The 15,229-nt window shown below is 41.3% G+C and carries 18 protein-coding genes; 9 read left to right on the forward strand and 9 right to left on the reverse strand.

Annotation, left to right across the window (positions count from 1 at the left end; translation table 11 throughout):
- Positions 1–37: 37 nt before the first annotated feature.
- Entirely contained in the window at positions 38–1,420 is a 1,383-nt protein-coding gene (gene glmM, locus FHW89_RS02820; RefSeq protein ID WP_172333479.1) for a phosphoglucosamine mutase, read from the reverse strand.
- Positions 1,421–1,727: 307 nt separating this feature from the next.
- Between glmM and FHW89_RS02825 the strand changes: the two genes are divergently transcribed.
- Positions 1,728–2,291 (forward strand): phosphatase PAP2 family protein, encoded by a 564-nt coding sequence (locus FHW89_RS02825; protein WP_172333480.1) that lies wholly within the window; start codon positions 1,728–1,730, stop codon positions 2,289–2,291.
- Positions 2,291–3,007, forward strand: a complete 717-nt coding sequence (locus tag FHW89_RS02830; RefSeq protein WP_172333481.1) for a ZIP family metal transporter — start codon at positions 2,291–2,293, stop codon at positions 3,005–3,007. The genes FHW89_RS02825 and FHW89_RS02830 overlap by 1 nt, the downstream gene beginning before the upstream one ends.
- 141 nt (positions 3,008–3,148) lie before the next feature.
- On the opposite strand, the gene FHW89_RS02835 is transcribed toward FHW89_RS02830, so the two are convergent.
- Together FHW89_RS02835 and FHW89_RS02840 are read right to left on the reverse strand one after the other, a co-directional pair.
- Positions 3,149–4,225 carry a M20 family metallo-hydrolase gene (locus FHW89_RS02835; RefSeq protein WP_371742418.1) on the reverse strand — a complete coding sequence of 359 codons (1,077 nt, stop codon included), beginning with the start codon at positions 4,223–4,225 and terminating at the stop codon, positions 3,149–3,151.
- A 158-nt stretch (positions 4,226–4,383) separates the two neighbouring features.
- Complete coding sequence (locus FHW89_RS02840; protein ID WP_172333482.1) at positions 4,384–5,715, reverse strand: MFS transporter; 1,332 nt, start codon at positions 5,713–5,715, stop codon at positions 4,384–4,386.
- A gap of 137 nt (positions 5,716–5,852) precedes the next feature.
- Here FHW89_RS02840 and FHW89_RS02845 point away from each other — a divergent pair, with 137 nt between their 5' ends.
- Entirely contained in the window at positions 5,853–7,139 is a 1,287-nt protein-coding gene (locus tag FHW89_RS02845; RefSeq protein ID WP_172333483.1) for a DUF2851 family protein, read from the forward strand.
- Position 7,140: 1 nt separating this feature from the next.
- Complete coding sequence (locus FHW89_RS02850; protein WP_172333484.1) at positions 7,141–7,362, forward strand: PspC domain-containing protein; 222 nt, start codon at positions 7,141–7,143, stop codon at positions 7,360–7,362.
- Between the two features lie 159 nt (positions 7,363–7,521).
- On the opposite strand, the gene FHW89_RS02855 is transcribed toward FHW89_RS02850, so the two are convergent.
- Positions 7,522–7,881 (reverse strand): DUF1493 family protein, encoded by a 360-nt coding sequence (locus FHW89_RS02855; protein WP_172333485.1) that lies wholly within the window; start codon positions 7,879–7,881, stop codon positions 7,522–7,524.
- Between the two features lie 156 nt (positions 7,882–8,037).
- Between FHW89_RS02855 and FHW89_RS02860 the strand changes: the two genes are divergently transcribed.
- Both FHW89_RS02860 and FHW89_RS02865 read left to right on the forward strand, forming a co-directional pair.
- On the forward strand, positions 8,038–8,727 hold the full coding sequence (locus tag FHW89_RS02860; protein WP_172333486.1) for an HAD family hydrolase: 690 nt from the start codon (positions 8,038–8,040) through the stop codon (positions 8,725–8,727).
- Complete coding sequence (locus FHW89_RS02865; RefSeq protein ID WP_172333487.1) at positions 8,724–9,353, forward strand: chloramphenicol acetyltransferase; 630 nt, start codon at positions 8,724–8,726, stop codon at positions 9,351–9,353. Before FHW89_RS02860 ends, FHW89_RS02865 begins: the two co-directional genes overlap by 4 nt.
- On the opposite strand, the gene FHW89_RS02870 is transcribed toward FHW89_RS02865, so the two are convergent.
- From FHW89_RS02870 to FHW89_RS02880, 3 genes are all read right to left on the reverse strand, one after another.
- Entirely contained in the window at positions 9,350–9,862 is a 513-nt protein-coding gene (locus tag FHW89_RS02870; RefSeq protein ID WP_172333488.1) for a GNAT family N-acetyltransferase, read from the reverse strand. The genes FHW89_RS02865 and FHW89_RS02870 overlap by 4 nt on opposite strands.
- A gap of 62 nt (positions 9,863–9,924) precedes the next feature.
- Positions 9,925–10,578 (reverse strand): CPBP family intramembrane glutamic endopeptidase, encoded by a 654-nt coding sequence (locus FHW89_RS02875; RefSeq protein WP_172333489.1) that lies wholly within the window; start codon positions 10,576–10,578, stop codon positions 9,925–9,927.
- Positions 10,579–10,611: 33 nt separating this feature from the next.
- Positions 10,612–10,944 (reverse strand): cupin domain-containing protein, encoded by a 333-nt coding sequence (locus FHW89_RS02880; RefSeq protein WP_172333490.1) that lies wholly within the window; start codon positions 10,942–10,944, stop codon positions 10,612–10,614.
- Positions 10,945–11,113: 169 nt separating this feature from the next.
- Here FHW89_RS02880 and FHW89_RS02885 point away from each other — a divergent pair, with 169 nt between their 5' ends.
- Positions 11,114–12,007, forward strand: coding sequence for a DnaJ C-terminal domain-containing protein (locus tag FHW89_RS02885; RefSeq protein ID WP_172333812.1), 894 nt, complete (start codon positions 11,114–11,116; stop codon positions 12,005–12,007).
- A 17-nt stretch (positions 12,008–12,024) separates the two neighbouring features.
- Positions 12,025–12,318 carry a chaperone modulator CbpM gene (locus FHW89_RS02890; RefSeq protein ID WP_172333491.1) on the forward strand — a complete coding sequence of 98 codons (294 nt, stop codon included), beginning with the start codon at positions 12,025–12,027 and terminating at the stop codon, positions 12,316–12,318.
- Positions 12,319–12,326: 8 nt separating this feature from the next.
- Here the strand turns inward: FHW89_RS02890 and FHW89_RS02895 are convergent, their stop codons facing one another.
- Positions 12,327–14,009 (reverse strand): hypothetical protein, encoded by a 1,683-nt coding sequence (locus FHW89_RS02895; protein ID WP_172333492.1) that lies wholly within the window; start codon positions 14,007–14,009, stop codon positions 12,327–12,329.
- Positions 14,010–14,100: 91 nt separating this feature from the next.
- On the opposite strand from FHW89_RS02895, the gene FHW89_RS02900 reads away from it, so the two are divergent.
- Positions 14,101–14,376, forward strand: coding sequence for a hypothetical protein (locus FHW89_RS02900; RefSeq protein ID WP_172333493.1), 276 nt, complete (start codon positions 14,101–14,103; stop codon positions 14,374–14,376).
- A gap of 52 nt (positions 14,377–14,428) precedes the next feature.
- Here the strand turns inward: FHW89_RS02900 and FHW89_RS02905 are convergent, their stop codons facing one another.
- Positions 14,429–15,205: an enoyl-CoA hydratase/isomerase family protein gene (locus FHW89_RS02905; RefSeq protein ID WP_172333494.1), complete on the reverse strand. Its 777-nt coding sequence runs from the start codon at positions 15,203–15,205 to the stop codon at positions 14,429–14,431.
- Between the last annotated feature and the right edge of the window lie 24 nt (positions 15,206–15,229).

The raw sequence follows: 15,229 nt of genomic DNA on the forward strand, positions 1-15,229 counted from the left end.
AGCTACTACTCACCATTCTCAACTCACCACTCACTACTTAATTTAATATCTCTTTTATATCGGCAATTATTTTATTTGCCAGGCCGTTTGCTACCGTTTCTGAATTACCTTCAGAGTATATTCTGATGATAGGCTCGGTATTTGACCTTCGCAAATGTACCCATTCTTTGTCAAATTCTATCTTCAGGCCGTCAATGGTGCTATGCGGTTGTTTGCTATATTTTTGCTCCACCTTGCTTAAAAGGGCGTCTATGTCCATTTCGGGTGTCAGGGTTATTTTGTTTTTAGAAATAAAATAACCTGGATATGACATACGCAACTGAGAAATTGATTTGCCATACTTAGCCAAATGGGTTAAAAACAGGGCGATACCCACTAAAGCATCACGACCATAATGTAATTCAGGATAAATTACGCCACCATTACCTTCACCGCCAATAACGGCATTTACCTCTTTCATTTTGTTAACCACGTTTACCTCGCCTACTGCGGCAGCATGATATTCGCCGCCCTCTTTTTCGGTAACATCACGCAGGGCACGGGTTGATGACAGGTTGGATACTGTATTGCCCTTATTGTTTTGCAGCACGTAATCGGCAACGGCAACCAGGGTATACTCTTCGCCAAACATATTGCCATCTTCGCAAACAAAGCAAAGACGGTCAACATCCGGGTCAACAGCAATGCCCAAATGCGCCCTTTTGGCGGTTACTTCTTTTGATAAGGCTACCAGGTTTTCTGGCAGCGGTTCCGGGTTATGCGGAAAATTGCCATCTGGTTCGCAATAGAGTTCGTGCACGATATCTACACCAAGGGCTTTCAGCAGTGCAGGTACATAAATACCACCTGTTGAGTTCACACAGTCGATCACTACACTAAAATTAGCTTTTTTGATTGCTGCAACATCAACCAGCGGTAAGGCCAGTATCAGATCGATATGTTTTTGCATCCAGCTATCGTCATGGGTTACCTTGCCCAGGTCGTTCACATCGGCATAATCAAAATCGCTGTTTTCGGCCATTTCCAGTACTTCTTTACCATCGGCATCGCTAATAAACTCGCCTTTTGCGTTCAATAGTTTAAGGGCGTTCCATTGTTTAGGGTTGTGGCTCGCAGTAAGAATAATGCCCCCTGCAGCTTTTTCGCCCGTAACTGCAACTTCAACCGTAGGCGTTGTGGACAAGCCCAGGTCGATCACATCGATACCCAGCCCTTGCAGCGTACCGATAACCAGGTTGTTAACCATAGCGCCCGATAAACGTGCATCACGCCCAACAACAATTTTTTTGATACCTGATTTTTTTACGGCCCATGCACCATAGGCCGATGTGAATTTAACAATATCCAATGGTGTTAAACCATCGCCAACAGCACCGCCTATGGTGCCGCGGATCCCTGAAATAGATTTTATGAGTGTCAAAATTATTTGGTTTTGAATGGCAAAAGTAAAAATATTTAAATGATAAGCGGTGTATAAACAAGCGCAATTTACAGGCTGAACTTAATTTATAAGCCACTTTTTTCACGCAAACGTTTGTGATAAACCAGCTTTAAAAATGCATTTGCAAATGCAACAAAGCTACATTATGTAGTTCGATTGTAAATTATCCGTTTATTTATCAGCATTAACCATACGGCATCCATGTTGTTTTAAAGTTATTGATAACTTTGTTGCCTGATTGCGGCTTCATATCCGTGCGGCTTTTATCCATTATATTAAAACGGCAATGCCTGAACATCTATTACAACTCGACCGGCATTTATTCTACTTTATTAATCACGATCTGGCAAACCCCTTTTTTGACTGGATCATGCCTTTGCTGCGTAATCCTAAATTTTGGATTCCGTTATATCTGTTCATCATAGTTTTTTGTATTTATCGTTATAAAAAAACGGGGGTTATCATTATCGTTTTGCTGGCCATAACCGCCGGCTTTGCCGATTTTAGCAGCGCCAGTATCATCAAGTATAATGTAAAACGGCTTCGCCCCTGCCGTGATCCTATCGTTTCGCAAACCGACATCAGTCGGGTACCCTGCGGAACGGGTTATAGCTTCCCGTCTACCCATGCTACCGATCACTTTGCCATGGCCATATTCCTGAGCCTGGTATTTTTCAGAAAATGGCGCTGGATATGGCTCTGGGCCATACTTTGGGCTGGGCTGATCAGTTTTGCCCAGGTGTATGTAGGTGTGCACTTCCCCGTTGATGTTATCTGTGGCGCTATTTACGGCTCGCTGGTGGGTGGCCTGTTTGCTTTACTGTTTAAAAAACTACAACCTGCTTTTTAATGGCTGTCTGGAAAATTTGTTTGCTATTCTTTTGTGCCTTTTTTGGTGGTACCTCTGTGTTTTTCTTTAAGGGCGATAATCATAAAACCCTTAAACTGGTACTATCATTCAGCGGCGCTTACCTGTTTGGTATTACTGTGCTGCATTTAATACCCGATGCTTATCATGGTAATGATAATTGGGTGGGTGTTTTTATACTTGCCGGCTTTCTGTTCCAGATCATCCTGGAACAGTTTTCTGATGGCATTGAACATGGCCATATGCATAAACCGAAGCATGATCATATGGTATTTCCGGTGGGAATTATGATCAGTCTTTGCCTGCATGCCTTTTTAGAAGGCATGCCACTGGCCCAGGGCAACCAGGATCAGTTGGTTTACGGTATCGCGCTGCACCACATACCGGCTGCTTTTGCGCTGGCTACGGTTTTAATAACCAATAAGCAGAGTAAACAGAGTACTATATTATTTGTGGCGCTATTCGCGGTGATGGCACCTGCGGGATATCTTTTCAGTACTGCCCTCAGTAATGGCAATATTGGCAATTTACAACATTACTTTAACCGTATTATGGGTGTGGTTATTGGTATATTTTTACATATTTCTACCACTATCCTCTTTGAATCAAGCGCCGACCATCGCTTTAATCTTCGTAAAATGATCGCCGTGTTACTGGGTGTTGCTATTGCATTGGTGGCGTTTTTGGGAGAGATGTAGAGCCCAGTGCCGATGTGCAAATGTGCGGATTTCAGATGTGCAGATAAAAAACAAAATGTGAGGGTATAAAAATGTGCAGGTGATTTTAGTGATTAATTTCAAAATCATCTGCACATCTGAAATCCGCATAACTGCACATCGTTAATTAATACTCTCCAGCATTTTTATATACAGATTGATACCTTCTCTGATCTCGTCTACATAAACAAACTCGTCGGCGGTATGCGAACGTGCCGAATCACCAGGACCTACTTTTATAGAAGGGATATCCAGCAGCGATTGATCTGAAGTGGTTGGTGAACCATAAGTGGTACGACCTAAAGCAATACCAGCCTGCACAATCGGGTGTTCTTTGGGTATAGACGATGGTTTTAAGCGGATAGAACGCGGATTAACATCGCAGTTGACGTGCTGACGAATGATCTCCAATACTTCTTCATTACGGTAAGCATCGGTAACCCTTACATCAACTGTAAAGGTACAACTGGCGGGTACCACGTTATGTTGTGAGCCCGCATTGATAATGGTAACCGACATTTTTATCGGCCCAAATACTTCTGATTCTTTCGGAAAAGTAAAGCTCCGGAACCATTCAATGTCTGTTAAGGCTTTATAAATAGCATTATCCCCTTCTTCACGTGCGGCGTGACCTGCACGGCCGTGAGCCACGCAATCCAATACCATTAAGCCGCGCTCGGCAATAGCCAATTGCATTAGTGTTGGCTCGCCTACTATACCAAAATCAAGCTTGCCTAATTCAGGTATGATGAGCTCCAAGCCATTCACGCCAGAGATTTCTTCTTCGGCAGTGGTAGCCAGGCAGAAGTTATATTTTAAGTTTTCTTTATCATGAAAGTAAAGAAACACCGCTATGAGCGATACCAGGCAACCGCCGGCATCATTGCTGCCCAATCCGTAAAGCTTTCCATCTTCAATTTTGGCGTCATAAGGGTCGCGGGTATAGCCTGAGTTGGGTTTTACGGTATCGTGATGCGAGTTGAGTAAAATGGTAGGCTTAGCGGCATCAAAATGCTTATTCCAGGCCCATATATTATTCATTTTACGATGTGTTTGTACACCGCGTTGCTGTAAAAATTCATTGATGAGATCGGCGGTGCGGTCTTCCTCTTTACTAAACGATTGTATGAATATCAGCTGCTGCAGTAAAGCTACTGCCTGTTGAAATAGATTATTGTTATCGGCCATATATGTAGGCATATCCTATGATGGTAAGCGGGCAAAATTAATACTTTTTGGCCAGTATATTAGTATCAAGTAGTTAGTATCAAGTATCAAGTCAGCTGCATTTATTTTTATAACAACTTCAAAAATCTTGATACTTGATACTAACTACTTGATACTAAATAAAAACTAAATTACTCGTCTTCTATTTTAGAATGTTTGCGCGTATCATTCATGGTAGTGTATAAAATAAGTGACAGGGCTATGCAGACAGTTACATACCAGTAAAACCATTGTTGATGATGTTCATTTTTAAACAGCAGGGCAATGTATTCGGCAGAGCCGCCAAATATGGAAACCGCTATGGCGTAAGGAAAGCCTACGCCAAGGGCACGCACGTTTGCGGGGAAAAGTTCGGCTTTAACTACCGCATTGATGGAGGTGTAACCGCTTACAATGATCAGGGCTGCTAATATCAGCGCGAAGGCTATCCAAACATCTTTAGTTTCGCTTAAAAGCGTGAGGATAGGTACTGTGGTAAGCGTGCCCAATACCCCAAACCCAATGAGCAGGGGTTTACGGCCTATTTTATCAGATAACAAGCCAAATACAGGCTGCAGCAGCATAAATACAGCCAGGGTAAGGGTTGATACCAGGGTAGCGCTGCTTTTGCTGAAGCCCGATGTATTTACCAGGAATTTTTGCATGTACGTAGTAAACGTATAAAAAGCGAGCGTGCCCCCTGCCGTTAAACCAATTACTGTGAATACTGCTTTGGGGTGTTTGGCCAAAGCTTTTAAAGTACCCTGAGTAGATTTTGATTTACTACTTTCGTTAGTAAATGATGCAGATTCTTGCAGACTGCGCCGCAAATACATGGTAATCACCGCCAAAAAAGCGCCGATACCAAAGGGAATACGCCAGCCCCAGTCATGCAGTTGCTGTTCGCTTAAAAAAACACGCTGTAGTAAAACCAGCACGCCTAAAGCCATCAACTGCCCCATAATCAACGTTACGTATTGAAAGCTCGAATAAAATCCCCGGTGTTTTTTGCCTGCCATCTCGCTCAGATAAGTTGCGCTGGTACCATATTCGCCGCCTACGCTTATACCCTGTACAATACGTGCCAGCACCAACAGTATAGGCGCAAACACTCCAATAGAGCGGAAGCCGGGTGTTATGGTGATGATTAATGAGCCTACGCTCATCAATAATACGGAAGCCGTTAAAGCTGTTTTACGACCATATCTGTCGGCAAAAGTACCCATGAGCCAACCGCCTATCGGGCGCATCAAAAAGCCGATGGCAAAAATGCCGGCCGAATTTAAAAGTTGTACGGTTTGATTATCTGAAGGAAAAAAAGCGTCGGAAAAATACAGGGAAAATGCGGTGTATACATACCAATCATACCATTCTACCAAATTACCTAACGAGCCCCCTACTATGGATTTAATGCGTCCGGTAGTGGTTTTGGGGATGGATTTGGCTGGGTTGATCGATGATGTGTCCTTGGTTTCTTCTTTCATTGGGTTTGGTCGGTATATCTGATCATAAATGTAAGAGAAATTGATTGATCTCATCCAAAATCATGACAATCCTTTAATCTCGTAACAAAATTCAAAAAATCACATCAAACCAACAGTCAGAATAACTATCTTGTTTGATGCTTTTTACCGAAGATTTTTTACACTATATATGGAAATTCAGGCTGTTTGATCGTACTGATCTGAAAACGGAAGATGGCGAAAACCTGGAGATCCTTTCGGCCGGAATGGCCAATACAGATTCGGGGCCTGATTTTCATAATGCCCGTGTAAAAATAGGCGAAACGGTTTGGGCCGGAAATGTGGAGGTGCATCTATCCTCGTCTGATTGGCAAAAGCACGGCCACACTACTGATAGCGCTTATGATAATGTGATACTCCATGTGGTTTACCGCGATGATGCGCCTCTTATCTTATCAAATGGTCGCAAAGTGCCTACATTACAACTTAAAGATCGGATACCCGACGAGTTGTACAACCGTTATCACCAAATGATCTTTGGCGATCAGCGTATCATCCCCTGCGAAAAAAGCATTGCCGGTATTGATGGGCTCATTATGAACAACTGGCTTACCCGGGTGCTGGTAGAGCGGTTGGAGAAACGCTCCACTGCGGTAACAGATTCCCTCAATCTCAATCATAATGATTGGGAAGAGACTTTTTACCAGTTTTTAGCGGCAAACTTTGGCTTTAAAACCAATGCCCTGCCCTTTGAGTTACTGGCCAAATCGTTACCGCAACTTACGCTGGCCAAGCATAAGAATAACCCCATGCAAATAGAAGCCCTGATATTTGGGCAAGCCGGCTTTCTGGAAGCGGAGCTTCAGGATGAATATCCTTTGAAATTAAAAAAGGAATATGATTTTCTGCGGAAAAAGTATAATCTAAAACCTATTGAAAACCATTTGTGGAAGTTTATGCGGTTACGGCCTCAAAATTTTCCTACTATCAGGCTGGCCCAGTTCGCTGCGCTGATTGTGCAATCGAATCACCTGTTCTCCAAGATCCTGGAGATAAAAGATATCAGTGCTTTACGTGCCCTGTTTACCGATATTAAGGTAAATGATTATTGGGACGATCATTATCGGTTTGATGTACAATCAAAACCGATAGCTAAAAATCTGGGTGCGGCCTCTATCGACATATTATTAATAAACACTTTGGCTTTATTTTTGTTTAGTTACGGGAAACAGCACCAGCAACAGTACTATATTAGCAGAAGCTTAAAGTTGTTGGAAAATTTACCGGCCGAACAAAATAATATTACCGAAGATTTTGTTAACTTAGGGCTGAAAATTAACAATGCTTTTGAGTCGCAGGCGCTGCTGGAGTTGAAAAATAATTATTGTAATTATAAGAAATGCCTGCAATGTGGCGTTGGTAACAAAATATTAAAACTTGCCTGACATGATACAGAGAATCCTTACTTTTTTTGAACGGTACTCCTTTGGTGTATGCACCTATCTTGGCGAAAAGTTTAACGTTTCTATCTCAAAGATCCGTTTGTTTTTTATCTACTCTTCTTTCTTAGCGGTGGGTTTCCCGCTGATATTTTATTTCTTTGCCGGTATCGTACTTGATATCCGCAATTTTGTAAAACGCCGTCATACAGGAGTTATCGATAGATAAGTCTTAAGTTTGTTTTAAACCTTGATTCATGGGATTAAAAGATTGTCAGGATTTTGGAACTGAGTTGATGTGTCTTTTTAAATCCGAAACGGCGTAGCCTTCTTGAGTACCTTTAAAATGAACCGATAACGAAAAATCGAAATTCCGAATTCCCAAATCTTATAATAGTCTTCCCGTTTTTACAGCATCTTGTAAATTGCTGATCTTAAACTTAGGTTTATAACAATACAGCGCCAGTTGTTTGGCCCAGGTGCTGCTGTAGCCAAACACGATTTTGATCATACGTACCCGGGTTGAGCCTTTGGGATAGCCATATTTGTACCAGGTAAATTTGGATTGGTCAACCTTAAACTGATCGGCAAAATCGGCCAGGAAAAGATCTATCTCGATATCAAAAATATCCAGGTCCAGATCAAGGCTGGTATCCAGGTTCAGGCTTCCCGGATCAACATGATTCAGCTTATAGCGGTTGCAGTAATCAACAATAAATTCTTTTAAGGGTGGCAGTACTTCTTCCATTTTAATCGAATATAATTTTGACCATGTGTTGTATAGGACGTCGCTTTTAAAATTAGGTTGCATCTATGGAGACATTATTTTCAAAAAAAGGTTACCACAAATCGGCAGGAAATAAACGCCGTATGATTATTATTGCAGTCTTGTTTATAAAAGCATATGAAACTAAAGGTTATAGCTTTTGACGCCGATGATACCCTTTGGGTAAATGAGCCCTATTTCTTAAAAACCGAAGAGAAGTTCTGCAGTCTGCTGGAGGACTTTTTGCCGCAACATACAGTTTCTAACGAGCTTTTCAAGATCGAGATAGCCAATTTAGCGCTTTATGGTTATGGTATAAAAGGGTATATCCTAAGCATGATTGAGGCCGCGCTAAAAATATCCGACAAAAAAATAGGTCTTGATGCCATTGAACTGATTATGGAATATGGCAAAGGCATGCTTAATGAGCCTATTGAACTATTGGATGGTGTAGAAGATGTGCTGGCAACCTTAAAAAAGCATTACCGCCTGGTAGTGGCTACCAAAGGTGATCTGCTCGATCAGGAACGGAAACTCAAAAAGTCGGGATTGTCGCACTATTTCCACCACATCGAGATTATGTCTGATAAGCAGGATGAGGATTATATCAAGCTTATTAAACATTTGGATATTAAGCCCCAAGAGTTTTTGATGGTGGGCAATTCCCTAAAATCAGATGTGATGCCGGTGCTCAACATCGGCGGTCATGCCATTCATGTGCCCTTTCATACCACCTGGGCGCATGAGCATATAGAAACCAATTTAACCCACGATAATTTTAAACAGGCTGATACACTCCGTGATATTCTGCCGTATATATTGGCATGAAGCATAAATTAAATATTGATACCTGGGCACGCAAAGAACATTTTAATTTTTTTAAAACTTTTGAGGAGCCATTTTATGGCGTCGTAGTCAATATCGACTGTACACAGGCTTACGGCTATGCAAAAGATAATGGTGTATCCTTTTTTCTGTATTACCTGCATAAATCGTTAACAGCCATCAATGAACTGGACCCGTTCAGATACCGTATTTATGGAGATGATGTGTTTATTTATGATCGCATAAATGCCGGGCCAACTATTGGAAGGTCCAATGGTACTTTTGGTTTTGCATATATCGATTTTCATCCCGCCCTTGATGCATTTATAACAGGCGCAAAAAAAGAGATTGAACGGGTGCAAACTACCACTACCCTTTTCGCCCCAAAGCTCGATGATGATATTGTACACTATTCGGCCATGCCCTGGATAAATTTTACCAGTTTATCACATGCCCGCAGTTTTTCGTTCCCGGATAGTTGCCCTAAAATATCATTCGGAAAAATGACCGAGGAGAATGGCAAAAAAAGCATGCCGGTATCGTTGCACGTACATCATGCCCTGGTTGATGGATTGCATGTTGGCCAATATTATGATCTTTTCCAGGAACTGATGAGCAGTAGCAATTAAACTATTGCTTTTTCCATTACGATGAGTTCTATGTGCTGTTTAGGGCTGCCAAAGCGACCATGGTCATGAAAGGGTTGTATCTCGCCGGTAAAGACATAACCTCTGCGCTCATACCAGCTAATAAGCTCTGCGCGGGTGCTGATCACCGTCATGGTGATGGTATGGCAATTGAATTGTTTGGCTAATATCTCGGCTTCTTGCAGTAAGGCACGCCCTACTCCTTTACCCTGCAATACTGGCGATACGCTAAACATGCCCAGGTATAGTTTTGGCCCTTTCACTTCCAGGTAAACGCAGCCAGTGATCACACCGTTATCATCCGTGTATTTTAGTATGGTGATAGCCTCATTACTGAAATATTCTTTCAGCATGGTTTCATCTATCCGTATACCATCGAGCATATCGGCCTCCGAGGTCCAGCCCTTTTTTGACTCTTCACCGCGATAGGCTCTGTTTACTAATACATTTAATTCGGGAACGTCGGCAAGTGTGGCCTTAGTGATGGACATATCTATTTTTTATTTATTGGGAGGGCAAACTTAATATTTAGCGCTGTAAAAAGGAAATATGGCTACATGTATCCTAAATAAATGGCGGTTAGCATAAAGATATCGTATACAATGTGAAAGAATATCAGGTACCAAAGATTGCCTTTAACTATTTTATAAAGCCAGATAACAAAATTAGCCCCTATAAATATGCTGATCATAGCACCCGCTCCCTCCTGGTAATGGTAAAGGGTAAATATGATACTGGTAATTAAGCCGCTGATTGCAAAACTATATTTACTATCATCCGTCATCGCTCTTATGCGGGTAAAAATAAAGCCTCGATAAACGATCTCTTCAAATGGGATCACCAGGAAGCTGGCTATCGCAAGTAGTACGAATAACTGGATAGCATTATGCCTGATGTAATAAAAATCAGAAACGTTTGCCGGCGCAAATCCCAGCCAGGTTAACAGGGGGCCTAACAGCCAATACATAAGCATGGCAAACCCTAAACCTATTGATCCACCGAGCCAAAAAGATCGGAAACTGATATCTCTGAATCTGAAACCAATATCGCTAAATCCCTCTTTATATAACCTTAAATAACCGCCTATCAATAGCAATAACAGAATAGCAAAAGCATACATAGGCATCAAGCCCAGATGTGGAAAGATGACCAATACGATGATCATCATTACATCAAACAAGAATCTTTTACTTTTATTAGCCGTCATTGTCTTTTTGACTATGCCGATTAATAAAAGTTACTAATATTTAAAATCTTCACGAACCGGGTCGAATATATCGATCAGCTTGCAATCGGTAATAGCCCTGCCGCCATGAATCACATTTGGAGGGATAATGGCATAGGTGCCAGTATCCAGTATTTGAGATACACCATCAACGGTTAATTCAAACTGCCCTTCAATCACAAAAGCACACTGATGATTGATATGCTGGTGCATTGGCGATACCGCGCCTGCCTTAACCTCCAAAAAATTGATAGTATTTCCCGGGGTATGAATGATCTTTGATAAATAGCCCGGAATCATTTCCTTGGTTTCGATATCTGCAAACTGATTAAATACTTTGTTTTCCATAATGATGTTTGTTGCCTGATGGGGGCGTAGGCGTAAAAGTATAAAAATTGTGCTTAACGCGGTAGTTGTAAAATCAGGCTATCGTCAGAATACAGCATGAAAAATGCACTGTCTAAAACTAAGCCGTATATTTAAGGGTTTATTATACATACTACATTCTACGCTTGATATGGCTTTTATTGATTACTATAAAACACTGGGTTTGACCAAAACCGCTACCGATAAGGATATCAAAAATGCTTATCGCAAACTTGCCCGTAAGTATCACCCTGATCTTAACCCGAATGATGCCGAGGCGCACAAAAAATTCCAGGAGCTTAATGAGGCGAACGAAGTATTGAGCGATCTGGAAAAACGTAAAAAGTATGATAAATACGGCGAAAATTGGCAGCATGGCGAAGCTTATGAACAACAAGCCCGACAACAACAAAGCGGGCGCGGTAGCTATGGCGGCAGTGCTTTCGGCGGTTTTACTGATGATGAAAGTTTCGGCGGTGGCGATTTTTCTGATTTTTTCAAGTCGATGTTTGGCGGTGGCGGCAGCAGGCAAACAAAATATCGTGGAAAAGATTTGAATGCCGAACTGCAACTAACTCTTCAGGATATTGCGGAAACTCATAAAAGAACCTTAACCGTTAACGGCAAAAGCATACGCATTAATATACCTGCCGGTATCGAGAACGGACAAACCATTAAAATAACAGGCCATGGGGGCGCAGGTGTAAATAATGGCCCTGCAGGAGATCTCTATATCAAATTTTCGATACCAGATGATGTCCGCTTTAAGCGTGATGGACGCAATTTATACGCCACAGTTAAATTGGATCTTTATACTGCTGTACTTGGCGGAGAAATTACAGCGGAAACCTTAACCGGGAAGGTTAAAGTAAAAGTAAAGCCCGAAACCCAAAACGGCACCAAGGTAAAACTAAAAGGTAAAGGTATGCCTGTTTACAAGAAAGAGAATGAGTTTGGCGATCTGTACCTTACCTATGATATCCAGATACCGGTAAACCTCACCGAGCGGCAAAAACAATTGTTTGAGGAGCTCTCCAAATCATGATATAAAATTTAAAGAAGATGAAAACAGCGGATTTAATATCAATAAATGATTTTTGTTTATACCATAACATAGAGTATGCCTTTATAGAATCCTTATATAAGGCTGATTTAGTTAAGGTTACTGTAATTGATGAAACTATTCATATACCCGGAGCGGAATTGAGAAAACTCGAAAAGCTGATCAATCTATATCAGTTGGATATCAATGTAGAGGGTATAGAAGCCATCAGCTATTTATTGCACCGGATGGAAAAAATGCAGGATGATTTGCAAAGTCTGAAAAATAAACTGCGGTTATATGAAGGTGAATAGCATGTAGCTTACTCCATATATTTTAGCATCATACGCTCACTCACAATATTAGCGTCTTCGATTACAGAATCCGGATAGCCCATGGATTCCAATATGGCTATACCGTTGCGGCTTTTGAGTAGGCCTTCTTTAAGCTTATAGTCAAACACCAGAACGGCGCCTGATTTGGAATCCTCAAACGAATAAATAGCAAAATCCTCATCAAGCAACTCGGCCAGCTCAAGATCATGTGTTGATACGAAAACAAAATTCTGATTGGCTGTGATATAGGACAATACCGATTTAGCGGCAGCTATACGTTCAATGGTATTAGTACCTCTGAATATCTCATCAATAATAACCAGGCTTTTTACCTGTTCAATTTCGTTGCTGCGGCTCATGATAGTTAATATCGATTGTGCCTGTGCCTGGAAATAGCTCTTTTGCTCCTCTATGCTATCCGTAGTTTTAATGCTGGTCTGTATTTTTAAAAAGGGAGCTTTATACTCTTTGGTACAGCTGGTGAACAGGGTTTGGGCCAATAAGGTGTTAACGGCAATCGCCTTAATAAAAGTTGTTTTGCCCGACATGTTTGAGCCTGTTATCAATGCCCCCTTATCGGCACGTGTATATAATGAATTGGTAACGCATTTATCAATCAGCGGATGATACAGATCGGTAATATTCATTTGCGCATCGGTATCAATAAACTGGGGCTTATTGTAATAAGGTAAACCATCCCTTACCGATTGGATAGCTACCAGCATATCAATTTCGGCTACATACTGATAAACCAGTTCAATATCTTCCCGGTATCTTTCAATATGTTTTATAGAGCTGGCATAAATGCGTGGCTCTAACAAAAACAAGGTTTTAATGAGTTGAAAAACAGCATAGCTCAAATCCCCGCCCCCGTTTATCAGTTTACTTTCCAGATTGATGATGCTTAAAGAGCGTTTTAGCCCCTGTAAATTTTTCAAACTGGTTTTCACAGCTTCATTATCCTCCAGACCGGCATGTTTTACCAGCCATACCGCTACATTGTGCATAATAAGCAACTGGGGCAACGAATTGGTGTAGGAACTTATTTTTTTCTTATTGGCATAATGCAAAACCACATTATAACCTACAAAAAACAATAACAACAAAATGCTAATGGGATTAGGATAAACAATCAGCGATACGATAAGCGCGATGATCACCAGCGGCACAAACCTGATATAAAAATTCATGATCGGTACAAAGATCGATTCATGGGTTCTTAAAAACAGATCGGCAATATAATACGCGTAGGTATTGTTGAGTTTTGATAATTGTAGTTCAATCAGCTCCCGGTTGGGTTTATCTTTATTAATGGACTCAACCTTAGCGTCAAGTGCTAATAATTTTTCAAGGTTTGTTTCGGGAAAATGCAGTTTTTTATATAAATATTGCTTACCTGGCTTGGAGCTTGTTCTGTCGATATAGTTAAAAATACTTTTCAGATCGATGTCTTCGGCGGTAACATCGGGTAATCTGTCCCAGCTTTTATCGGCATTTAGGTAGGTTTTAATCAAATCAAAGTTGCGCCTGGTATTTATAGGCTTACCCCATTTGCTTTTTATTTTATCAAGTTTCTTTTCATCGGCACGTAATCTGCCATAGTAAGAGCTGATCAATGAAAAACCCAAAACAATGACCAAAAACAGCAGGGCAAATAAAAAGTAATACATGCCTTAAAAATAAAAAAAATATACTAAACCTCAAGTGATATTTATAGTCTATAAACATAAATAACTACCATGTTAACTTAATTTTTGATTTATGAAAGCCATCAAATTTTCGGTCGTAGTTTTTGCATTGCTGTTTTCAGTTCAGTTTGTAAAAGCTCAAAGTATATCTATAGGTGCTTCATTTGGCCATTATCCACGTTCAAGGGTGGTAGTTGCCGCTAATTATCCGGCATATGGTTATTATGATCGCCCGGTATATTATGGTTATGCGCGCAGGGTTTACTATGGTCGTCCATATTATTATCCAGGCCGTTATTATGCCCGCCCGGTTTACTACCGTGTACATCGCCATTACAGATGCTGGTAATAAAAAAAGAGCCCGATATAATTCAGGCTCTTTTTTTTGGTGTGCATGTTAGTTATCTATTGCCACTCAAAAAGCGTTGCAGGGCTTGTTGAGTAAAGTCTGAAAGTACCAGTTCGCCACTAATAGCGGCACGCTGGGTTAATAATTCGTCCCAATTTTCTGTGCCTTCCCATAGTATCTTTTTAAGTTCCGCGAGAGCATCCGGGTTATAGGAGGCCAGTTTTTTAGTAAGTTCGTCTACGGCTGAGTCAAGCGAGGGGATATCTTCATACACTTCATGATATAGCCCGTGATCGCGGGCCCATTGAGCCGATTGAAAATCAGATGCCCTTATGGTTAATTGCGAAAACCCAGACAAGCCAACTTTACGGGTTACCGCAGGCGATATTACAAACGGCCCGATACCTATGGCCAACTCGCTTAATTTGATGGAAGCAAAGCCGGATGCCAGGCAATAATCGGCAGCAGCAGCAAGGCCCACCCCCCCGCCAACCGCTTTTCCCTGAACCCGGGCAACAATTATTTTAGATGATTTACGACAAGCATTGATCACTTTGGCAAAACCAGAAAAAAACAATGCGCCTGCTTCTTTATCTTTTATTTGCAGTAACTCATCAAAACTGGCACCGGCACAGAAAGTACGATCGCCGCCACTTTTTAAGATAATAACCCGTACCTCGGGATCGTTACCTGCCTGATTAATGCATTCGGCAAGATCATTTAAAAGATTTGCGGGGAGCGAATTTTGGGCAGGGTGATAAAAGCTAATAGTAGCTATACCATTTGCACTTTTATTAAAAGATACATGGCCATTATCTGTATCAGGCATAATTTTGAGGTTTATTGTATAAAG

The organism is Mucilaginibacter sp. SG564 (assembly GCF_013149275.1).
Lineage (GTDB): Bacteria > Bacteroidota > Bacteroidia > Sphingobacteriales > Sphingobacteriaceae > Mucilaginibacter.